Below are 23497 nucleotides of genomic sequence, written 5' to 3'. Positions count from 1 at the left end.
CGCACCACCCGCGCGGGCCCCGGCCGGACCACCCCGGCCGGGGCCCGCGCGGTTCTCCTACGGGAACCCGCGGTACTCCACCAGGCAGGTCCTGAGGACGGCCCTCAACTGTTCCGGGGTCGCCGCCTTGACCCACGCCTTGGCCTCGCCCACGGCCCCCTTCAGGAGTGCCTCCCGGATCGCCTTGATGAACAGTGGGCCGACCTCCGCGATCGGGTGCTGCGCGCTGATCGGTTCGGGCCCGACCTTCGCCAGGAGGTCGGACGCCGCGGTGACTCCGAGCGCCCTCAGCCCCTCCGGGAATCCGTCCACGTCCCGCCGGCAGTTCTCGGTGGCCCGCGTCCGGTATTCGTCTGCCGCGTCCTCCGCCTCCTCCAGCCTCGGCCTCATCATGTCCCACACCCCCTCGGGGAGCTTTGCACTGAAGCTCTCGAACTCGCGCAGGTAGGGCAGGGTCCGTCGGGCCAACTCGAGGCCGCTCATGTCCTGGATGGGCCCGAGGAGATCCAGGGCTTCCTGCACACGGTCCTGTGCGTGCGGATGGGAGCTGTGCCGGTACTCCTCCGTATCCTGACCATCCCTGAGGTAGAACGCGACGGCGTCGCGGATCGTCGCCAGGTCACGAGCACTGAACTCTCCGGGGAACGGAACCGGGGTGGTGGCACCCGGCTCCGCGTAGACGGTGTCGTCCGCCCTGGGGTCGGTGATGAACGCCCGGCCGTAGTGCCGCCAGAACGCCTCCTCGAACCGCAGGCCGCGGGTCCAGCCCTTGGACAGCTTGAGGTTCGGCAGCCCGTCCCCTTCGGTCCGGTGCGGGCTGATGTCGATCGAGACGATCTTGATCCCGGCGAAGGCGAGCTCGTCCATGACGCCGCTGCGCATGCCGACCGCGCCGACGATGTCGTACCTGTCCGCGAGGTACCGCAGGAGGGCGAGTTCCTTGCGCCGGTTCCCGACCGACGGCCAGTTCCAGTAGTTCTGCAGAGCCGGCCCGTCCCACCCCGCCGGCTCCTCGCCCATCACCACGACCCGGACGCCGCCGCCGACCGCGGCCTGCACCTCCTCGATGATCTGCCGGACTCCCTCCAGCCCGGTGTCGAGCCCGGGTGCGTTGGCGCCGGCGCGGTTGCTGTGGCCGCTGTCCCGGTACGTCACGATCACGTACTTCCCGCCCTGCTCGAAGCGCCCCAGTACCGGGTTCTCCAGGTCCCGCTGGAAGGCCTCGGCCTCCTCCTGGGTGTAGTACCCGTAGGCGCGGCCGAGTTCCGCGATGCGGGCCGCGCGCTGCGAGACCTCCCCGCCGTCCTCGTCCCGGCCGCGGTACCCGGCCAGCCTCTCCTGCATCTCGGTCAGTTTCCGGGTCATGCCGGCCAGTTCGTTCTTGGTCGTCTGGGTCCTGTCCTCCTTCGGCAGGAGCGCGTCGGTCAGCCGCATGTGGTCGCCGACGATGCTCCTCGTCATTCGCGTCGCGATGTCCGTCGAAGCCGACGTCTCGTTCCGGAAGGCAGAGCCCGAGGGATCTGTCGTGTCCGTCGTGTAGTGGATCCGCCGCCCCTGGATGAAGAGGTCGTCGTGCAGGTTGATGATCTGCTCGACCTGCCTCCTCGTCGATTCGGTGACGTTCCACACCAGCAACGCGCGGTCCGGGTGGGCGATCAGGGCGGCGCGCATGTGGTACATGTCACCGGAGTTCTCCGCCCTGATGGTGTAGGTGGTCGCCCCGAGCTGGTTCAGTTCGTCCCCCTCCACGTGGTCGCTCGTCATCGACACCCACAGGTGGGTGTCGGGCCTGATCTCGACCACCAGGTTCCCGTCCCCGGTCCCGCCCTCGACCTCCAGGATGGAGGTGGTCGGCGTCGCCAGGTCCGTGCGGATGGTCACCGCCTCCATGGTTTCGTCCGGCCGCTTGAACTCTGGCCAGCCATCCGGCCCCCTGCGAAGCGTCAGCATCACGTCCTGGCCGTCCGGCCGGGTGAACACCACCCTGGCCTCGGTCTCGGCGGGGCGCTCGAAAAGGCGCTCCGTCAAAGCGGTCAGGGCGTTCGTCCCGGTCCCGTAGTCGTAGGCCAGCCGCTTCAGGGTCTCCGCCCCGCCCAGCGCCTCCGGCTGGAGCAGCTCCCAGGCGCGCCTCCGCTGGACGTGCCACGTGGGAAGTTCCGCAGGCGGGGCGGGCGGCGCCGCGTCCTGGTCGACCGGTACGACCGGTCCCGCTCCCTCCGCCACGAGCGGCCCGGCGTCGTGATCCGCCTGCTCCTCGGCCACCGGCCCGGCGCCCTGCCCGTCCATCAGCCGCACCGGGGCTGGCTGGTCGGGGTCGATGGGGTCGTCCGCCGTGGTGTGGGGGACGGGTTCCTGTTCCGGGCGGAGGAGCTCCTGGCCGAGCGGGGTCGTGCGGACCTCGTCGTTCTCGACGCGCAGGCGCAGCCAGTCGCCGGAGCCGTCGACCAGCGGGCGGCCGTCCGCGCTGAAGCCGACGGACCGGGCCACGACGGCGCGGGGGTCGGCCCCGCCGGTGAGGTGGACGGAGCCGTTGCCCGCGTAGGCCGTCAGGTCGGTGAGGCGGGCCAGGTTCTCACCGAGCGCCTGTCCGGTACGGGCGGCGTCGGCGCGGCGGGCCTCCAGCAGGTCGTGCAGCGCCTTCATGGTGCGGCCCGCGAAGGAGCCGGCACCGCCGACGGCGCTGTTGCAGGAGAGGAAGCGCAGCGGCTCGCCCTGCCACTGGCCGCCTTCGGCGAGCCGCAACAGCGACCCGGCGAACTGCTGCGGGGTGACCTCCTCGCCGTTGAGGAGCGGGGCGCCGTCCTCGGGGCGGCCGTGGAAGACGACGGTGAAGTAGGGGTCGTCGTGCGGCAGGGCGCGCAGCGCCTCCAGTAGGTCGTGGTACTCGGCCGAGGCGCGGGTGGCCGGGTCCGCCAGCAGGTGCACCCGGTCGCCGGCGCCCGGCAGCGGGGTGGCGAGCAGGTCGGCGACGGCGTCGGAGACGGAGTTGCGCAGGATCGTCTCGCCCTCGGGGTGCAGGGCGGTGAAGAGCACCCGCTGGTGGCCGGCCGAGGCCAGTTCGGCGGTCTCGCTGATCGGGACCTCCATCTCGATCGGGACGAGGCCCTTCTCGGTGAATGTCCGGTCGCCGTCGCGGAAGGTGAGCCGGACCTCGGCGTAGCCGGTGTAGCGGGCGGTCGGTTCGGGGAACTTGGCCCCGGCGACGGTCTTGCCGGAGGCCCCGGTGGACGGCCCCTCGCGCCACCGCCGTCCGCCTCCGCCGCCGAGCAGGCCGGTGAGGTCGACGCCGCCCTCCAGCCCGGCCTTGGCCCCGGCCTGGACCTGGAGGTTCCACTGGCTCCAGTCCAGCCGGGTGTGCCGCCCGCCGCCGCCGGTGTCGTTGGCGGGGCTGATCGCGGCGGCGGTGTTGTCGCGCTGGTACTCCAGTTGGACGATCGAGACGCTGGCGGTGACGTCGGCGTCGTCGACGAGGAAGCGCCGGCCGACCGACGGGGTGGTGATGCTCCGGCCTTCCGGCGCCATGACGTCGCGGTCCGGGCCGTCCTCGAAGTGCAGGATCTGCCGTCCCCGGGTGACCGACCCGAACAGCGCGGACAGCTGGGCGTGGCTCTGGGTGTTGCGGGCGACGGACTCCAGCCAGGACCAGGTGCCCTTCTTGAAGAAGCGCGGACCGAACACGGTGAGCAGATCCCGCACGCCGGAGGTGTCGTCGATCCAGCGCAGGATCCCGACGTCCCGCACCCCCTCCGTGAACAGGGACCCGGGCGGCCGGCGCAGCAGCAGCGCGCCGACCTCCTGGGGCACGCGCAGCGGCGGGAGCCCTTCCGTCGGGGCGCCGTGGCGCGAGGGCAGGACGGCCTCGTCGCGGCCGGTCTCCATCAGCACGTCGGTGTGGAGGGTGGCCTCGACGAGCGCGCGCCGGTAGCGGCCGAAGCCGGTCAGCCGGTCGCCGAGCCGGGTGAGGCCCAGGCTGACCTTGCCGAGCACCGAGTCGTCGCCCTGGGGCCGGGGTGCGCGGTCGGGGCGGACGGCGTCCGCGGGGTACAGCAGGACGGGCGGCTTGTACTCGAAGCGGATCTTCAGCACCACCTCCGCCTGGTGGGCCACGGCGGCCACCTTGCTCTTGATCGCGGTGCCGCCGGCGATGGACTCGTTGCCGTGCTCCAGCCGGTCCACGCCCCTGGCGTAGGTGAGGGCGCCGCCGCCCACCGGTCCGACGCCGGTGCCCGCCGGGTTGCCGGTGACGTAGAAGCCGCCGGTGAACGCGTGGCCGCTGCCGCCGCCGGTGTTGGTGCCGCCGTCGGAGCTGGTGAGCGAGGTCTGGTGGCTGTGCCCGATGTTGAACTCGACCTGCGGCGGCCGCCCGGTCGGGGTCAGCCGGACCACTTCGGCGGTGATCACTGCCGTGGTCCGGCCGTGCTCCTCGACCAGCGGGTGACCGGCCATCACCGACTTGAGGCCGAGCTGCAACCGGTCGAAGTCCAGCCGTGCGGACAGCTTCCGCGCCAGGCCCGCCCAGTCCTCGCCCAGGAGCGCCGCGACGGTGCGGTCCCCGTTCCCGTACGGGGTGTCGCCGAGGTCGCGGACCAGGTCGTGCACGGTTCCGCTGCGGTCCTGGTTCAGGTGGACGGCGGTGATCACGTCGGAGGAGCCGAACCGGTGGGTCGACAGCATCCGCGGGACCTCCTCGCGGACGCGCACGGGCGCGGCCACCACGGCGGACGCCGTGACGGGGTCGGGCGGCGCGATCGTGTGCGACCGCTTGGCCGCCTCGAAGGTGACGGTGAACACGGCGTCCACGTCGGTGAGCCGGGCCGGCTCGACGCTCTTGCCGCGGCTGTTGGTGCCGCCCACCCGGTCGATCGTGATGCCCTTGACGAAGTCGCGGGTGTGCGCGTATTCGCCGGTGAGGTTGACGTACGGCAGGGTGACGCCCAGCCGGGTGCGGAGCCGGAACCGGGTGCGCAGGTCCGCGGTGGTGCCGGTGGTGGTGCGCTGCTGGCTGCCGGACTCGAACTCGAAGGAGGCGAGCAGCTCCTCCCGGGGCCGCGGGTGCCGCAGGTCTCCGCCGACCACGACCGTGCCCTTCCAGCCGTTGAAGTCCAGGGGCACCCGGATCGTCGAGCCCCGGCTGAGCCGGGACAGCGCGGACTTGAGGCCGTACGCGTCGATCGACCGGGCGAGCTGCGCCTCGACGTTCGCGGGCACCGGCTTGCCGGTGTGCGTCCGGAGCGCTTCCAGGACCGTGTGCAGCACCGCGGTGTCGCCGCGGCCGAGGCTGAGCACCACGTCGGACTGGCCGAGGCGCAGCGGCGGCCCGGCCTGCTCGCCGGCCCGGTGGGGGGCCTGCGGCGGCACCGTCACGACCTGCTCGTGCAGGCCCGGCGGCACCACGAAGCCGTTCCGCTCGTCCTGGCCGATCGTGTGCGGCACGGTGTGCGCCTGTTCCAGGCTCAGCTCCGTGGTGAGCAGGACCGGCCCGTAGTCCCGGCCGTTGACCTTCAGCAGCACCTCGAACTCGGCCCGGTACAGCTCCTGCGGGCTGCGGTACTTGCCGTTGGCGTAGCCCTTGTCGGACTCGCCGCTGCGCCAGCCGTCGCGGATCCGCGACTCCGCGGAGGGCACGACGGTGCCCTGGAGGGCGGACTCGAAGGGCTTGCCGGAGGCCTTCAGCACGTCGTCGTGGGTGAACACCGTTCCCTTGCCGGCGAGTTGGAACTGTCCGTTGACGGTGTCGGAGCGCAGATGGCGGGACGACTCGAAGGTGCCGGTCTCGCGGACCGGGTTCAGTTCGGCGGCCGCCTGGCTGCGCAGGTGGGTCATCCGGTGCAGCCGGACGGTCGTGGCGAGGTGCAGGTCCTTCAGCGGGCCCTTGGTGACCTCGGGGCTGCGCAGCACGGAGCCGCGCGACATGCCGACGAGGTGGGCGCTGACCGCGCTGTGCGAGTAGGACTGCAGGACGTCCTCGCGCACCGCCTTCCAGGCCTTCGCGCCGAGCAGCGTCGTGCCGACGCGGTCGAGCTCCGCGTGCAGCGGGGCGATGTCGCGCAGGTCCCGTACGACGGTGGTGTCGGGCAGGCCGGTCCACACCTCCTCCAGCGGGGCCGGGACCTGGTCGCCCACCGCGTGGGCGGGGGCGACGGGCGGGGCGACCGGCCCGTCGGGGACGAACTCCGGCGGCCTGGTTCCCGCCACGACCTGGTCGGCCGCCGTGACCAGGACGGCCTCGTCCTGGTCGATCACGGTGCGGAACCCGAGCCCGACGTGGGTGGTCTCCCCGGCGGGGTGGGGCAGCACCCCACCGCTCCAGCCGAAGGTGACGGTCAGGTCGGCCGTCCCCTCGAACAGCACCGCGGGCCGCTTGACCTTGGTGCCGTTGCCCAGGTCGGAGCCGGAGCCGTGCAGCCCGACCCCGTCCCGTCCGGCCTTGGCGCCCAGCCCGCCGCCGCCAACGAAGCCCCCGTCCGCCTTGTTGGCGACGGACGACGGAAGCACCTGCCACTCTTTGCTCGTGGTGGTCTGCTCGACGTGCGCGCGGCTGGTGGCGGTGGAGATGTTGAACTCGGTGGTCGGCAGGGTGTGGACCTGCCGCATCCGGGCGACCGTCCCGCTGCCGATGGTGATCACCGCGGCCGCCCCGCCCGGGCTGTCGTCCACGATGGTCAGCTTCTGCCCGGACATCGTCCCCTTGAGCTCCTGCTGCAGGGTGCCGAGGTCGAGTTCGGTCAGCAGCCGGCGCCGCAGCTCCGGCCAGCGGTTGCCGAAGTAGCGTTCGGCCGCCTCCTCGAAGCCCGCCACGAACTTCCCCATCGACGGGGCCTGCGGCTGCCGGTTCAGCTCCTCCATCGGGATCTCGTCCGGGTTCTCCTCCCCCTGGCGCCGCCGGGGAGGTTCGAGCGGCCACACGTCGGTGACGATGTGCGAGCCGGCCAGGCGCCGGCGCTCGGAGACCTCCAGCGGCACCGTGTAGTGCGCCTCGACGGCCGGCTCCGCGTTGGCGGTCTCCCGGTTCGGCACCGCGACGTGCCCGGTGACCGGGAGCTCGATCGGCTGCGGCGTGTGCCACGGGCCCGGCGCGCCCTGGAACCTGGCGTCCAGGAACTCCACGGTCAGCGTGAACGGGGTCTCGAAGAGCTCGGCCGTCTCGACGGTCTTGCCGCGGGCGCTCGTCCGGCTGGCCTCGGCGTCGGAGCTGCCGTTCATCCAGCCGTGCTGGTAGCCCAGGGTCTCGGTGAGGTCCCGGGCGCTGCCGAACTTCGCCCTGAGCTGAGCACCCAGGTTGACCTGGGTGAGCCGGTCCTTGGAGACGCCGACCGTGCTCTGCTGCTCCGAGCCGTACTCGAACTCGAAGTTGGGCAGCGCCCGGAGGTGCCGGCTCTCCCCCAGGGCGGCGCTGATCCTGATCTCGCCGGACCACCGGCCCGCCTGGAACGGCACCTCCCGCACGTCCCCCCGGGACAGCGCGGACACCGTCGGACGCAGTGTCTCGGCGCCGAACAGGCTCTCGGCGAGCGTCCGCGCGGCCTTCGCGTCCCCGTGCAGCGCCGCGGTGAACCGGCCCACGAGGCTCTCGAAGTGCTGCCCGCCGAGGTTCTCCAGGTGCACCAGCACGTCGTACGCGGACAGTCCGCGCTCCTGGAGGCGGGCGGGCGGGGTCGGGACGAGGGGCGGCGGGGGCTCCTCGGCCGTCGGCTGGAGCACGACGACGGTCGGGTTCAGGATGCTCTCGATGTCCAGCGTGGAGTCCATGAACTCCCGGAGGCCGTCGAACAGTTCCTCCTCCGCGTCGGTCCGGCCCAGCTGGTTGGCCGACTCCGGGCGGTCCGCCTGCGGGTCGGGTCCGAAGAGCTCCTCCAGCAGTGGCGCCAGGTCCCGCACGTTCTCGTGCACCCACTCGGCGCCGTTGTTGCGGGGCTGCCCGGTGGACGGGTCGTCGCCGTGGTTGTGCCCGAAGTAGGCGGTGACGAGCTGCGCGAAGAACTCGTGCTCGTCGCCGGCCGAGTAGTTACCGACCCGGTTGCCGTCCCCGTCGTGCACCCCGCCGTCCGGCCAGGCCGTGACGGACTCCTCGCCGAACAGCGCGGACAGGGCGTCGGCGTCGCTGCGCTCCCGGAAGGCCTTCGCCACCAGCGCCTTCTGCGCGTCGGTGAGACCGAACTCGTGGATGGCGTGGGCGAGTTCGTGGGCCGTCGAGGAGTAGCCCTCGGCGTGCTCCGCGCCCGGCCCCTGCGGGGTGCGCGCCCCGAGCAGGTTCTCCTCGGTGACCAGGACGACGAGGTCCCCGCCGGCGCCCCGGACCACCCGCCAGTCACGGCCGTCGGCCGTGGTGTGCCCGGACGCGGGGAAGCCGGGGACCTCCGTCATCGGGACGTCCCGCGGCACCACCACGACCCGCACGCCCTCGCCCACCAGGCGCTCCGCGAGCTCCTTGTTCGACAGCATCCGGGCGACCAGCTCCTCCGCCGTCCGGCGGGCGGCGACCGGCTGGTGGGTGCGCGGGTCCACGTCGATGAGCAGCCGGGCCGCCGCCTGCGCGAAGTCCTCCGCGCCGAGGTCGGCGCGCAGGCCCTCCAGGAAGGCCTCGTCCGCCGCCAGCCGGCGCCGTTCCTCCGGGGACAGGTGCTCCAGCGCCTGCACCCGCTCGTGCAGCGGCCCGGGCACCGGCATCCCGCCGCCGCCCAGCCCGACGTGCGGGGCGACGACCTGCCCGTTCTGCCCGTTCTGCGGGTTCTGTCCGGACGCCGGGGGCGCCGGCCGCACCGACGTGCCCGACGACGGCTGTTCGGCCGACTCCATCTCGGTGTCCGTGCCCGTGCCCTGCGCCGGGTTCGAGGACGAGGCGTCCGTCTCCATCGCCGTGTCGTCCGGCGTCGAATCCGCGTCCGTCTCCGGTTGCGACTCCACCTTGGGCTTCCGCGTGGCCGGGCCCTCGCCGCCGTCGCCGTCCCCGCCGTCGGCGTCGCCGTCCTCGCGGCCCCGCTTCTGGGAGACGGGCACCCACGCGCTGTAGTGGTCCGCGTCCAGCTGGAGGTGGACCGTCCGCGTGGGCGCCACCCCGTTCAACGGGTCCAGGACGACGTCGGACTGCCCGGTCCGGTGGATGTGCAGCCGCACGCCCAGCGCGGAGGCGACGACCCTGGGCGCGAGGTCCCCGGCCGCCGTGTTCCAGTTGCCGGTCTCGCCGATCGTGCGGGCGAGCCGGCCGATGGTGGTGCCGAACTCGCGGGTGTACGGCCGGACCACGGCGAAGTTCTCGGGCTGCCGCATCCACTCGACGACGAGCCTGCGCAGGCCGGTGGCGTCCCCGTGCTGCGGGGTCAGCACCGCGTTGACCGCGTGGTACAGGCAGTCCCCGTCCGGCGGCACCTCCTGCAGCCGGTACAGCTCGGGCCGCTGCCCCTCGTCCGCCATGTGGTCGTTGTGGGTGCCCGCGGCGATCCGGTCCCAGCGCCGCGACAGCGCCTCGTCGCGGCGGTCGTCGGTGGTGGCGGTCTGGTGCTCGCGGAAGAACTGCTCGGACCTCCGCAGGCTCCGGCCGGCGGGCTCCAGCTGACCGGGCTGGACGGTGTCGTTGGCCGAGGTGAGGAAGTACGTCTCGCGCTCGACGAAGTAGTGGTTCGCGCCGGCGCCGGGGTAGCCGTGGCCGTCGGTCTCGGTCGCCGGGTCGTTGAGGCCCCGGGTCAACCGGTCGACCACGTCCGCGTACCGGGAACCGAGGTGGGTCGAGGTGCCGACCCCCACGCCCATCAGGGCCATCCAGTGGTCCACCAGCAGCGGCCGGTCGGCCGTCGACGGGTCGAACACCATCGGCACGGGCGTGTCGGAGCCGCTCAGGACCACGTCGACGGTCACGGCGACGTGGTAGTGCCAGTTGACCGCCTGCGGGCCGGTGCCCCCGATCGGCGCGGCCGCGTTCGCGGTGGAGACCTCCAGGGCCGGCCCGCCCGTGGGCGTCCGGTACTGGACGAAGACCTTCTGGGTGGAGACGCCGAGTTCGGTGAGCCGAACGGCCATCAGGTGCGCCCGGTCGAAGCAGCCGTTGTCGGGGAAGTCGAACGGGATCCGGTGGCTCTGCCCGTCCGCACCGGTGTACTGCAGCCGGCTGAGCTCCTGGAAGAGGTCCATGGCGCCGGCCTCGTCGACGACCGGGTGCTCCCACAGCTCGCCGTTCCTGACGTAGGCGTGCAGGTCGGTCGCGTCGGGGAAGCGGTCCCGGACCTCGTCCAGGAGGGGACGCAGGGCCCCCTGCTCATAGATCCCGAGGACCCGCCACAGGTCGCGGAGGTCCCCCCGCAGCGACTGGATCGTCGCCAGCACCCGCTCGGGCCCCTCGCCCTCGACGAGGGTCGTCCGGAGCCGCCCGGACACCGCCAGGGCGTCCGGGTGCCGGAAGACGTCGGCGAGCCGGTCGGGCGGGGCGACGTCCGTACGGCCGAAGCGGGTCAGCAGGTCCGCCTCGGCTCCGTGGCCCAGGATCCCCAGCTGCGCGAGCTCGTGCAGCACCTGCACGACGTCCTGGCCGCCGTTGCGTTCCGCGAAGCGGATCACCAGCCGGTCGTAGTCGTTCGGGTTGCCGTCGATGAGGTCGAGGGTCCCGAAGACCTCGGCGCCGTCCGGCAGGCCGGTGGCCAGAAGCCCCTCCAGCAGCTGGACCGTCGTGTCGACGAGGTGGTCGGTGGCCGGCGGCAGCGGCCCCAGGGTCAGTCCTGCCAGCGAGACCGCCAGGTCCGCCGGGGGGATCACGGAGAGGTCCCCGGCGAGCAGTTCCTCCAGGGTCAGCACGTTCCCGGTGGGGGGCTGGATCAGCTGGCCGTTCTGGTCGTACGGGTCGTCGCCGAAGAGGTCGTCGTAGACGCTCGCCTGGGGCTGCAGGGCGGCGCCGTCGCCGGTGTTCCCGGCCGTGTCGTCCGCGGCGCCGTCCTCGCCGTTGCCGTCGGCGTCGTTGAGGCGCGGTGCCACGCTCTCCTGGTCACCGCCCCGCCCGGGGGGCTTCGGCCTGGACACCGGGTCCACCCAGACGTGGCTGCGCTCCTGCGGTGCCGCCGCGTCGCGGGCCTGCTGCCAGGTGAGGTCCTTCGGGCCGGAGGTCGGGGGCCGCTCCACGTCGCCGACGATCCTGGAGATGAGCGACAGGTGGCGTTCGCGCAGGCCGCCCTGGTTCAGGCCCGCGGGGGCCGGGGCGTAGTGGTTGCCGAGCAGGCTGCCCTTGACGTCGGGGCGGTGGGTGAGGCCGTCCGCGCGGTACTCGTCGCGCAGGCCGAGCTGGTGGCTCACCTCGTGGGCGTAGTCGATCGGGGCGGCGTCCGGCCACCACGACTTCTGGTCCATCGGCCGTCCGCGCCCGATCAGGTCGACGGTCAGGTGCGCCTTCTGCCCCTGCTCGGCCGGCAGCACCGTGACGTGCATCCGGTCGCCGTTGGCCAGCCTGTAGCCGGGCTTGTTGAGGTACTCCTCCACGCCCTGGACGACCTTGTCCCACACCGGGGCCGATCCGTGTCCGTCGCCGTCGCGGATCGCGATCCGCACCGTCAGGTCGGTGACCGGGCCGCCGTGGTCGAAGCGCCGGACGTCGAAGGAGGACTCCACGACGAAGCGCGGCGCCGTGCGGCCGTCCCCCGGCCGGGGCACCGGGGGCTGAAGGTCCGGGGTGCTGTGGCCGACCGTGCGGACCGGGGTGGGAGGAGCCAGCTGCGTGGCCGGCGCGGGGGCCGTGTGCGCCGGATTCTCCTGGAACCACGGACCGGGTCCGAAGTCGGCCAGGCTCAGGCCGACCTTGTCGAGGGGGACGAGGACCAGCTCGTTCGCGCCGAACGTCTCCGGGGCATCGCCGGCCACGCCGAAGCTCCACACCATCGGCACGCCCTCGGCGTTGACGGTACCGGTGGCGAGCGCCACGTGGTCGGGCTTCGGGCTGTTCCCGGTGACGACGATGTCGCCCGCCCGCGGAAACGGCCTGACGGGATCGCCGACGTCGAACGAGGTGCTGCCGTGGGGGAAGAGGCGACGGCGCAGGTGGGACTCCCACGCATCGTCGGCGTGGTCCGCGTAGGCGCCCCGGATCCATTCCCGGGGCAGTAGTCCGGCCCGGTGGGCCGTCAGCAGGAGCGACTCCCAGCAGTTGAGCGTGGTCCCCTGGTCGAGCGGTGGCGCCTGGCCGTCGTGGGCCAGCGCCCACTGCTGGAACACGCTGTTCGTTTTGGCGGCCTGCCAGGTCATCGTGATCGTCCCGTGCTCCTCCCGGAGCACGTCCAAGCTGTCCAGCAGCCGTCGGCCGCTGTCCGGAGCCGGCAGGTCCAGCCGCCCGGCCAGATGGTCGGCGACCAGCTTCAGCGTCTCCTCGCGCAGCACGGCGGGGGCGTCCGGGTCGGACGGGTCCAGCAGCCGCGTGCGGGTCTCGTCGGAGATCCGTCCCCGCGCGTGCAGGCTCTCGACCAGGGCCCGGACGTCGTCCGGGCGGTTGGCCGCGCCGGGACCGATCCCGTCGCCGATCCGCACGCCCAGCCGCTCCGCGTGGGCGGGGCGGAGCGGCCCGCCGAGGAGGTCGGCCGCCGCGTCCACCACGGGTGTCACCAGGGCCAGGTCCTTCGTGCGCAGCCACTTGGTCCAACCGGGCGACGGGATGGGCTGCCCGGTGTTGTCCGGGGCCTTTTTGCTCGCCGCCACCTGGTACTCCGCGTCCAGCCGCTCCTTGGGCGCCTGGTCGAGCGCACCGAGTTCGAACAGCCGGTCCGCGAGGGCCTTGACGTCGGCCAGCGAGTTGTGGCGGGCCTGGTTGTAGCCCACCTGCCGGCCCGAGGACATGTACAGGCCCGACCGGTCGGGGGCCCTGCCCGTCAACTCGCCGACCAGGTCGAGGACCTCGGTCCGCCTCACGGGGTCGAGGGGGGTGGGCGGGACGGCCGCCGGCGGGATCGGGGGCGCCTGCGCGGGCACCAGGAGGTCGGTCGGCTCGGGCACGTCGTGCGGGGCCGGCACGTCGGCGGTCAGGGCGACGGACTCGTCCTCGTTCCGCTCGACCGGCCGCTCGACCGGCCGGTCCTGCGCCCGCTCCACCGGGCGGTCCCCCGGTTCCGCCCCCGGCCGGTTCACGACGGTGAGGGCACCGTCCCCCACCGGCCGGTCGGCGGTCTCCTCGGCGCCCGGCTCCGACGTCCGGCGGCCGAAGGCGTTCTCGTGGGCGCGCTCGTGGGCGCGCCAGCCGGCCGCGTCGAGGTGGGCGAGCTTCCACAGCTCGCGGTAGCGGCCGAAGAGCTCGTCGCCGTACTCGCCCTTGTGGTGCTCGGTCAGCTTCTCGTTGAGGGCGTGGCGGGCGGCGAGGCCGTCGAAGCCGTCGGCGGCCGCGCGCAGGGCGGGGGCGGCCTCGTGCTCGAAGGCGACGTGCTCGGTCAGTTCCTCGGTGAGCTCGCGGCGGCTCTCCTGCCACCGCTCGTGGCGTTCGGCGTTCCACTCCCGCGAGCGGAAGGACTCGTCGAAGGCCCGGGCGACCCGGTCGCCGTGGCCCTCCGTCAGGCGGTCGGCGGTGGAGCCGGTGAGGCCGTGCTCGCGGGCGGCCGCCTGGGCCTCGGTGGTGGCCTGCCGGCGGACCGCGAGGCGCGCGGCCTCGTGGGTGAGCCGCTCGTTGAGGGCGGCGGGGTCGGTGAGCCGGTCGAGGGCGGTGCGCAGCCCCTCCGGGTCGCCGACGCGCTCGGCGGCCGCCCGGTCGAGTTCTCCGGCGAGTTCGCGCAGCACGGTGGCCTTGGCCCGCAGGACGTCGGACTCCTCGCCGCCGAACCGCTCGACGAACTCCTTGCGCGCGCTGTTCCCGGCCCAGGAGTCGGCCGCCTTGTCCGCCTCCGCGACGGCCCGGCGGATCGCGGCCTCGCGGACGGCCTGGACGGCGAACTCGTGGGGCAGCGCCGCCTCCCGTTCGGCGAGCGAGCGGGTGAACAGCTCCACGGCCTCGTCGCGGTCCCGGCGCCTGCCGGTCGCCTCGTCGAGCGGGCCGGCCGCCCGGTCGAAGTCGGCGGTGAGGCGCTCGCGCAGCCGGTCCCGCACCGCCTGGAGGCTGTCGCGCGACAGCTCCGGCCGCTCCTTCGCCCCGGCCGCGTCGAGCAGTTCGCGGTCGGCCGGGGACAGCCGGTCGTACCAGTCCCGGCCGGCCCGCTCGACCAGGTCCCGGGCCCCGGCCAGGGCGGTGGCCCGGTCGGTGTGCAGGTCGAGCTCCGCGCGCACGTGCTCGGTGAGCCGTCGCAGGGCCTGCCCGGCCCGGGTGTTGGCCGCCTCGGTGAGGCTGCCCGCGTCGGCGTAGATCCGGGCGGCCTCGGCCTCCGCGCGCTCCTTGAAGTCGTGCCGGACGAGGTCCACGACGGGCTCGGGGATCCGGTCGGGGGTGTGGGCCGTGCCGGTCCCGCCGTGGGTGATCCGCGGGGCGCTCCAGGCGCCGACCGTCCGCTCGAAGTGCTGCAGCGCGACCCGGACGGCGCCCTCGCGGACGGCGGCGACGCGCACCAGGCCGTCCAGCTCGCCGAGGATGCGCTCGCGGTCCGCCGGGCGGGCCTTCAGGTCGGTGTACAGCATCGCCCGGGCCCGCCTGGTCACTGCCTCGCGCAGGTCCGCCGGGGCGCCCTCGGGGAACCGGCCCGGGGCGTCCAGGGCCTCGGCCAGCTTCCGCTCGGCCTCCTCCTCGCGCCGGTGGCCGCTGCCGTCCGGGTCCAGCCGCAGGTTCTCGGCCGCCTCGGAGAGCTTGGCCTCGTACGTGTCCTGGAGCTCGCGCTGGGTCCGGCGCCACTGCGCCGCCCGCTCGCCGTCCGCCTCGGCGCGGATGTGGGCCGGGGCCTCGGTGAAGTGGTACGCGGGAGCGGTTCCGGCGCCGGTGCCGCCGCCGTTGCCGCCGTCTCCGGGCGGGCCGGCCGGGTGGGCCGGCGGGTCGGCGAAGGCCAGCGCGCCGGGGAGTTGCCGGTCCGGGTCCAGCTCCTCCCTGGTCCGTACCGTGCCGTAGCCCTCGGGCAGGGCGCCGTCGTGCCCGTTCGGGCCGAGGTGCGCGCCGAGCGGCACGGGGGCCGGCCGCGGGTCCTGCTCGGTCGGGCGCCGGAACTCCAGGAACTCGCCGCCGGGGACGAGCACCGGCCGGCCGGACGGATCGTAGCCGACGTGGGAGGCCACCACGAGGTGCCCGGTGCCCGCGGCCACGGAGCCGCCCTCGACCTTCGGGACGAAGAACACCTTCCCGTTCGGGGCGGTGGCCGTGGTGCCGAGGCCCTTCTCCCCGAGCAGCCGCATCACCTCGGTGACGTAGTGGCCCCCCACCCCGCCGCCGAGGTCGCAGACGACGAAGTCCAGCGCGTCCGTGCCGTTCCACACCTTGCGGTCGGCCAGCTCGATCAGGGTGCGGGCCATCTCGGCCGGCGTGATCGGGGACCCGGCCCGGGTCGGCTGCCCGTCCGCCCCGCCGTGGACCGCCACGGTGAAGGAGTTCTCCCGCGCCGGGAACCGCGAGAACGCCTCGGCCAGGTGCCACCGGTGGGTGGCGTCGAGCCTCACGTCGCCCATCCACCGGCCCGGGACCGCGCTGCCGAAGTCCCCGAGCGGTTCGCCGTGCTCCCGGCGGTCCAGGTACTCGCGCAGCTCCTCCCGGAGGACGTCGTACGACTGCTGCTCCGTCAGGGCGCGGTTGATCATGTTCTCGGCGCGCCGGTCGGCGGCCTCGGGCGTCTCGACCGCGCCCCGGTCCTCGTACGCCGCCGCGAGCTCGTCGGCCAGCCGCCCCGCCCGGTCCTTGTGCTCGGTCCGGAGGGCGTTGCGGAAGTCCTCCGCCAGCTTGGCGCGCAGTTCCGGCGACGCCGTCCGCTCGCCCGTCCGGTTGTAGTGCTCGGCGAGGGTCCCCGAGAGGATCTCCCGGACCTGGCGGTCGGTGAGGGTGAAGTGGCCTTCCGGCAACGTGACCTGGCGCACCGCGCCGTCGACCCACTGGGCGTGCGCCTCCAGGATCTTGAGCGAGGTGAACTGCGCGAACCCGTCGAAGGACTCGTTCTTCAGGAGCTCGCCCAGCTTGACCCCGGCCGCCCCCGCCGGACCGTCCTCGGTGAGCGGCAGCAGGTGGAACTTCTCCAGCCACTCCTGACGGCGGTTCAGGATCTCCGTGGGCGCCCCCACGAGCTGCCGCCAGACCGTCCGCTCCTTCGGGTGGGCGATGGCGTTCACGAGCCGGTGGACGGACGAGGTGTCGATCTCCTGGTGCATGGCCAGGGCCTCGACCACCGGGGAGTCCAGGTCGGCCCGGCCGCGCAGGTGCTCCTGCACGTAGTGCTGGGCCGCCACCAGCGACTGCGCGCCCTGCACGTAGTCGATCATGAGGATCTTGCGGCCCCGCAGCACGTCCGCCGTCAGCGCGCCCAGCTCCCGGTCGAACGCCGCCTTGAGGTGCTCCAACTGCGCCGCGCCCGGCACCGGGTTGGGCCGCCCCAGGGCGTCGACCAGGCCCCAGCCGGCCACCGCCATCGGGTCCTGCGGCCTGGGCCGGAAGCTCGACAGCGGCATCGACATCGCGCTGTGCTCCTGCTCGTGCAGGTAGGCGACGACGCCCGCCGGGCTGCGCCCCAGGCCCAGGTAGAAGTACTCCTCCGGCGGGTACGTCTCGACGACCAGCTTGGCCGTCCGCTCGACGGCCTCCATCGCCTCCACGTGCTCCCTGCGCCGCTCGTACGAGGCGAAGCGGTACACGTCGGCCAGGAACTCCTCCTGTCCGCCGTGCCGGTAGTCGGTGCGCGGGGCGTCCTCCAGGAAGCGCTGCACCAGCGCCGAGCGGTCCCCCGCGACCAGCGGGCGCCCGCCGGCGTCCAGCCAGGCCTCGATCTCCGCGGGGCCCATCCGCCTTCCGCCCACGCTGACCCGGTCGTACGGGACCGGGACGTTGCGGAAGGTGCCGTCGACGGTCGCCCACCGGGTCGTCCGCAGGACCTTGGGGCCCGGGGGTTTCTCCTCGCCGAAGCGGGCGGTGCCCTCCATCGCCGGCCTGCGCGGATCGACCTCGCCGGGGGTGTAGTGCGCCGGCGGATCCGAGGGGTACGTGCGGACCTTCGGCCCGTCCGTCCCGTCGCCCTTGCTGTACTCGTGCCAGTTGCCGCCGCCCTCGACCACCGGGCGGCCGTCCGCGTCGAAGCCGACGTTCCGGGCGACGACCACGTGGCCGGTGCCCGGGCCCGTGTCCATCGTCCCCCGGTCCGTGAACCCGGGCGCCACCCAGACCGGCCCGTCGGCCGCCACCGCCTTGAGGTCGGCGTACTTCGGGTTCGACCAGACCTGATCCATCACCTGCCGGACGTAGCCGTGGTTCGGGCCGGCGTCGAGGTCGCAGGAGACGAACTCGATCGTGCGGCGGTTGCCCGACAGGTGCCCGAGGTCGCCCAGGCCGCGGACCACGGCGGCGAGGTCCGCGGGCGGCATCGGCTCGCCGCTGCCGTCGGTGTGGATCACGACGGTGTAGCGGGTGGCGTCGACGGGCAGCTTCTCCAGCACCGCGAGGACGTGCGCGCTCGGCTCGGCGCCCGCGACCCAGCCGGGCTGCCGCTCCGGCCCGGTGTGGGGGAGGAAGTGGCCGGCGGTCGGCGGGATGTGGGAGTCGTCACCGACGTCGAGGTACCGCAGGGGGCCGCTGTCGCCCGACTCGACCGGTTCCCGGTGCTCGTTCTGCCGCGGGTCGGGGGTCCGGTGCCCGGCGTTCTGGTTCTCGGGCGTGCTCTGGTGTCCGCCGGCCTCGTGCTGCTGCGGCGGCTTCGGGGGCTCGCCGGTCGTCGGCACGTGGACCGGCGCCTCCGGCTTGGGCGGCGTGGTGTGTGTGGGGGCCGTCACCGGCTCGGGGACCGGTTCGGAGGTCTGCTTCGGCTGCTCCTTCGGACCGCCGACCACCGCGGTGGGCTTCGGCGGCTCCACCTCGGTCGACCCCGGGGTGGGCTTCGACGAACCGGACGGCGTCTTCGCGGCGTCCCCGCCGGTCGTCCTCACCGGGGTGTTCGCCGAGGTGCTCGCCGGCGGCTTCGCGGACTTGTCCCCGGACGGCGCGAGGGAGCCGTCGGAGTCGAGCTTGAGGTTCTCCGGCCGGATGCCCTCCGGCAGTCCGGTCCCGTGCCCGAGGCCGCCGGCTCCGGCCCCCTCGGGCCGGGAGACCCACAGGGAGGTCGGGTGGCCCATCAGGGTGGACACCACGGCCAGCGGGAAGCGCAGGGCGTTGGGGAGGGTCACGTTCTCGAACTTCAGCCGCAGCGGGTCGGCGGCCAGGTGCCCGAGGTGGCCGAGCGCGCCCATGGCGACGCCGCCGTAGAAGCTCTCGACGCTGACGGTGAACGTGTGGTCCTCGCCGAAGGTCAGGTTGTAGGCGCCCTCGGTGACGACGTTCTGGACGCCGCCCTTGAGGTAGCCGCCGACGCCCTCGCCGAGCCGGTACAGGAGCTGCCCGGCGGTCTGCGGGTGCAGGCCCTCCATCAGGGCCACCGCCCGCTCCGCGAGGTCCTTGGTGGCCCGGACGCTCTCCTTCAGTCCGCCCTCCAGCGTGGTGCCGCCGAGCTGCTGGAGTTCCTTCTGCATCGGGCCGATGTTCTTGACGAGGCTTCCCAGCTCGGCCCGGATCGCTCCGGACTCCGTCTTCCCGCTCGCCTGGACGAGCGTCGTGACCAGCTTGTTGAAGGTCCCGAGGTCGATGGTGTACCGGGCGCCCTCGCCGGCGATCCGGGCCACCAGCAACCGCCCGGCGGCGTTGGAGACCTGCGGGTCGACGCCGAGCTGCGTGAGGTGCTGCTCGAAGGTCTCGCCCATCTGCTGGGTGATCTTCTCGACCTTGGTGAGCTGCTTCTCGCCCTCCTTGGCCGCGTCCTGGCCGACGGTCTCCGCGGCCTCCTTGGCCGCGCTCTTCTCGGCGCTCTCCGCCGCGCCCTTCACCGCGCTCTTCTCGGCGTTGCCCGCCGCGCCCTTCAGGGCGCCCTTCTCGGCGTTGCCCGCCGCGTTCTTCTCCGCGTTGCGCACCGCGCTGCCCAGCGCGCTCTCCGCGCTCTCCGCCGCGGTCTTTGCGGCCTTGTTCTCCACGGTCTTGATGGCGTTCTTCAGGGTGAGGTTCGCGTCGTTCCGCAGGAGCTTGACCACCTCCCGCAGCTCGGCGGTGCCGAGCGACTTCAGCTCGTTCTCCGTCAGGCTCTTGAACTCGGCGCCGGCCAGCGCCTTCAGATCGGCCTGGAGCTCCTTGCTGAGGCCGCGCCCGAGCATCCGCCCGAAGGCCTTGCCGAGACCGAAGGTGAGCAGCTCCAGCGGCCCGGTGAGCAGCCCGTTGATCGCGCCCATCTCGACGGCCTGGACGAAGGACTCGCTCTCCCAGTGGTCCTTGTGGCCCTTGCCGATCTGGATGCCCTGGATGATCCCGTCCATCACCGCGGCGGTGGTGATGGAGAGGAACTCGTGCAGCAGGAGCTGCTTGAGCAGCCAGATGAAGATCTGCTTGATCAGTTCACCCGTGAGCTTGTAGGCCGCGAAGACTCCCGCGATCGAGCCTCCGAAGGTGAACGGCAGCATGGCGATCGCCCAGGCGATCTGGGCCACCAGCTGGATGAGCTGGGCGATGATCATCCACTTGGCGTACTCGACCTGGTTGGCCACCTTGTGGGCGAAGTCCCCGAGCTGCTTCGCCATCACGCCGGCCGAGGTCACGTAGTCGGTGCCGCCGGTGCCGCCGATCAGCGGCAGCACCCGCTGGTAGAACCGGTCGGCCGCCTCGCCCGCGAACTCGTCGTTGTCGTGGACCGTCGCCAGCAACCGCCGCAGCCAGTCCCGGAGTTCGGGGACCTCCTTGGCGATGGCCAGGTAGTCGTCCCCGGCCGCGCGCAGCCGGTCCTCGTCGGCCTCCGGCCACTTCATGCCGGTCGCGATGCTGAAGAACTTCGCCAAACCCGGCGGCAGCATGATCGACACGGGGCGCACTCCTGGCGTTCGGGGAGCTCGGGCGGCGCACGGCCGCGGGCGGAGCCGGTGGGACGGGAAGCTGGACGGGGGGGACGAGAGGACGCGCGGCGGACGGGGCCGGAACGGGAACCCCGCGGCCGGACGTGCCGTCAGGGCAGGTGCTTGGCGTCCTCGTCCGCGCTGTGCAGGATCCGGATGCTCCGCCGGCCCTTCACGCCGAGCTTCTCCACCTCGGTGCCCACCGTGTTGAACAGCTTGACCAGGTCGGCCGTCGCACTGTCCACGTTGTCGTGGTAGGTCTTGCCGATCTCGTCCTTGCCGGCCGCGTTCGTGTTGGCGTCGTTGATGTTCGCGCTGCGGTCCTGGATGTCCAGGATGATGTCCGCGAGCGGCGCGAACTTCTTGAACTTGGCCTCCATGTCACCGCCGACGTTCAGCTGGTCAGCCACGGAACTCCTCCTGCCGGTCGCGCTTGCGCCGCTCCTCCGCGGCTTCCGCCTCCGCGTAGCCGGGACGCATCGCCTTCAACGGCGCGAAGAGCTCGTCGAGCTCGGTGCCGTCCGTCATCGAGGCCCGGAGGGTCTCGCCCAGTCCGTCGAACTGCCCCATCGCCGCGGCGACCCGCTCGCCGAGGTCGGCCCGGGCGGTGTTCAGCACGTCGGCGAGCACCGTTCCGAGCTGGGCCGGGGCCATCGTGCGGTACGCGGTGGTGTGGAACACCAGGGACACCACCTGGCCCTGCGCGCCGACCGTCGCGGTGACCATCCGGTCCTTGGAGGTCGCGGAGGCGGTGGCCGCCTGCAACTCCTGGGCCGCGGCGGCCATCCGGTCCTGCTGTTCCGCCAGAGCGGCCATGGCCTGCTCGATCTGCTCGGCGTACGAGAACGTCATCCGCCCGTGCCTCCCGTCTGTCCCGTTGCCCTCGCCCCGCGTCCCGGGCGTTCGGGCCCGGGACGCGACGGCTCGTGGGGCCGTACGGTTCTCTCTACGGACGGGGCAGGGCCCGCGGTTCGACGCCGGCCGGACCGGGCCGGCGCCGAACCGCTCGGCTCGTCAGCGGCCGATGACGCCCGTCACCGCGCCCGAGTCGGTGCCCCAGACCTCCTCGTCCTCGGAGAGCCAGGTGGTGCGCTGCCGCTCCTTCTCGCCCTGGCCGGGCGCGCCGGCCCCGGCCCCGGCTCCCATCGGCGGCATCATCGGGCCGGTCATGCCGCCGGTGGTGTTGATGCCCCGGCCCGCCAGCTGGGCCTCCTCGGCGGCGCCGGCGACGGCGCTCCGGCCCGCGGCGGCGCGGCCCGCGGCCGCCTCCTCGGCGGCCGACTGGGCCGTCGGCGTGACGCCCATGGCCGAGGCCAGCCGGCCCCCGACGCCGAGGTTCGCGGGGCCGGAGGCGACCCCGCCGACGGTCTTCGGACCGGAGCCCGCGCCGCTGCCCAGCCGCTCGCCGAACAGGTCGGACCCGGAGGTACCGGAGCCGCCCGAGCCGAAGGAGACCCCGCTCCCGCCGATCGATCCGGGCCAGCCGCTCCAGCTGCTCCCGCCGCCACCGGTGCGGATGTCCCCGGTCCGCTGGGCGAGGGCGTGCTCCTCGTCCGTGAGCAGCTGTTCGAACTGGGAGACCGGCCGCCCGTTCGCGTCCCGGACGGTGCCGTCCTCGGCGATGGTCCGGTCCTTGCCGAGCACCACCGGGTTGCCGTTGGAGTCCTTCACCAGCGTGCCGTCGGGGGCGGTGACCGTCCCGTCGTCGTTCTTCTTCGAGCCCGGCGGCACCTTGAACGGCGTGCCCGAGCCGATGCCCGTGTTGCCCGACCCGGTGGAGCCGTTGGAACCCGTTCCGGGCCCGCCCACCACGGTGCCCGGCGGCACCGTCCGGGGCTTGCCGTCCTTGTCCAGCAGGGGCTTGCCGTCCTTGTCGACCAGCTGGCCCTTGTCGTTGACCCGGGTGCCGGGCGGGACCATCTGCGGCTTGCCGTCCTTGTCGAGGAGCGGTTTGCCGTCCTTGTCCAACAGCGGGACCATACCGGTCGTGCCGCCGCCACCGGTCCCGCCGATCCCGCCGATCCCTCCGATGCCCCCGGTGTTCCCGCCCTTGCCGCCGGTGCCGCCGCCCGTGCCGCCGATGCCCCCGATCCCGCCGCCCGCGCCGCCGCCCGCGCCGCCCCCGGTCCCGCCGATGTCCGGGGGGCCCTTGACGTCGGTCTTCGAGCCGTCACCACCCGGGCCGTCCTTGCCGTCGGGGGTCTTCGGGGGGTCGACCTTGTCCTTGGGCAGGTCCATCCCGACCTTCCCCATCGGCAGCAGGAGCGCGCTCGCCGCGTTGTAGGCGGTCTCCAGCTCGTTCCCCGCGTCGGTCGCGGCCTTGTCGAGCTTCTCGACGACCCAGCTGGTCCACCGCTCCTTCGCCTTGGCGTCCAGCTTCGCGACGAAAGCGTCCAGGGCGCCCTTGTCGACGCCCTTGTCGTTGGTCGACAGGGTGGTCCCGCCGCCCGAGACCGTGGCATCGGCGGAGACGCTCCCGTCGTCGGAGCCGGTCGAGGTGAGGGTGAGGACGGCGGTGAGGTCCTTGACCAGCTCCGTGAACGCGTAGTGCACGCACACGTACGGGTTGGAGAAGCTGCCGCCGTTCGAGCCGTCGGTGTACTGCCAGTGCTCGCCGTGCTCGTTGCTCGCACCGGAGGTCACCAGGTCGGACTTGCCCGTCCAGACCTCGAAGCCCTGGTAGTACATGTTCTGCTGCTGCAGCTTCAGGGCGTCCCCGGCGGCCTTCAGGGCCTTGCCGACGGGGCTGTCCACGTACTCGATCTTGGGAGCGGCCTCGGAACCCTTCTCGGGCAGGTCGTTGTACGCCTTGAGGTCACCGCTGAGCCCGTAGTGCATCGCGATGAACTCGCCCTCCAGGCCGTACATCACCTCCTTGAACCGGCCGGCGGCACTGCCCTGGAACTCGCTGTCCGAGCCGCCCACGTCGGTGAACCACTTGTGCAGGGTGGGCCGCTCGTCCACGAAGTACTTGTCGGCGTCGAAGATCGCCTGGGCGGCGTCCCAGAGCGTCGGGGGTGCCGTGGCCTCGTTGCCGGAGCAGCTGCCCCAGATGGACGGGCCGAGGATCTTCCCCGGGCTGGAGTTGAACCTGCCCCAGGGGCTCTGCGTGTCGCTGCCCTCCTTGCCGTTCCAGAACGGCCAGTTGCAGGTCACGCCCAGGATCGTGCTGTAGGTTCCGCCGCCCTCGACCTGGTACACCCACTCGGCCCACATGTCGTATCCGGCGTCGCCCTTGGAGATGCCGTTCTGGACCTTGCGCTTGTCGTTGTTGGCCTTGCTGTCCGTGAACAGGTAGCGGGCCTGGATCCACTCGGTTCCGGTCACCTCGCCCCGCTGGGGGAGGCCGTCGCTCTGGTCCGTCGCGGCGAACACCTTCAACATCTGTTCCCAGGTGTAGCTCGTCTTGTTCTCGGGCATGGTCTTCCTCCGGGCGGGATGGAGCGGTTCTCGGACGACGACACGCCCCGTCAGGCACACCCGCACCCGCTCCTGTCCCCGCTCGTACGCCCGCGCCCGCCCCGCCGCGAGCGCCCCG

The 23497-nt window shown here is 73.2% G+C and carries 4 protein-coding genes; all 4 read right to left on the bottom strand.

What is annotated here, in order from left to right; all coding sequences use genetic code 11:
* Positions 1 to 57 precede the first annotated feature (57 nt).
* Positions 58 to 19920 (bottom strand): protein-glutamine glutaminase family protein, encoded by a 19863-nt coding sequence (locus ACWD4P_RS28315; protein ID WP_449781574.1) that lies wholly within the window; start codon positions 19918 to 19920, stop codon positions 58 to 60.
* A gap of 149 nt (positions 19921 to 20069) precedes the next feature.
* Complete coding sequence (locus ACWD4P_RS28310) at positions 20070 to 20369, bottom strand: hypothetical protein (RefSeq protein WP_449781567.1); 300 nt, start codon at positions 20367 to 20369, stop codon at positions 20070 to 20072.
* Positions 20362 to 20811 carry a YbaB/EbfC family nucleoid-associated protein gene (locus ACWD4P_RS28305; RefSeq protein WP_449781566.1) on the bottom strand — a complete coding sequence of 150 codons (450 nt, stop codon included), beginning with the start codon at positions 20809 to 20811 and terminating at the stop codon, positions 20362 to 20364. The genes ACWD4P_RS28310 and ACWD4P_RS28305 overlap by 8 nt, the downstream gene beginning before the upstream one ends.
* A gap of 162 nt (positions 20812 to 20973) precedes the next feature.
* Entirely contained in the window at positions 20974 to 23379 is a 2406-nt protein-coding gene (locus ACWD4P_RS28300) for a hypothetical protein (RefSeq protein ID WP_449781565.1), read from the bottom strand.
* Positions 23380 to 23497 lie beyond the last annotated feature (118 nt).

It is taken from the genome of Kitasatospora sp. NPDC002543, from assembly GCF_053594915.1.
Note: the sequence above shows the minus strand (reverse complement) of the source record. Positions and strands in the feature narration are given on the sequence as shown.

Coding starts and splice junctions, on each gene's coding strand:
- ACWD4P_RS28315 (WP_449781574.1), bottom strand. CDS start 19,920: ATGCTGCCGCCGGGTTTGGCGAAGTTCTTCAGCATCGCGACCGGCATG.
- ACWD4P_RS28305 (WP_449781566.1), bottom strand. CDS start 20,811: ATGACGTTCTCGTACGCCGAGCAGATCGAGCAGGCCATGGCCGCTCTG.
- ACWD4P_RS28300 (WP_449781565.1), bottom strand. CDS start 23,379: ATGCCCGAGAACAAGACGAGCTACACCTGGGAACAGATGTTGAAGGTG.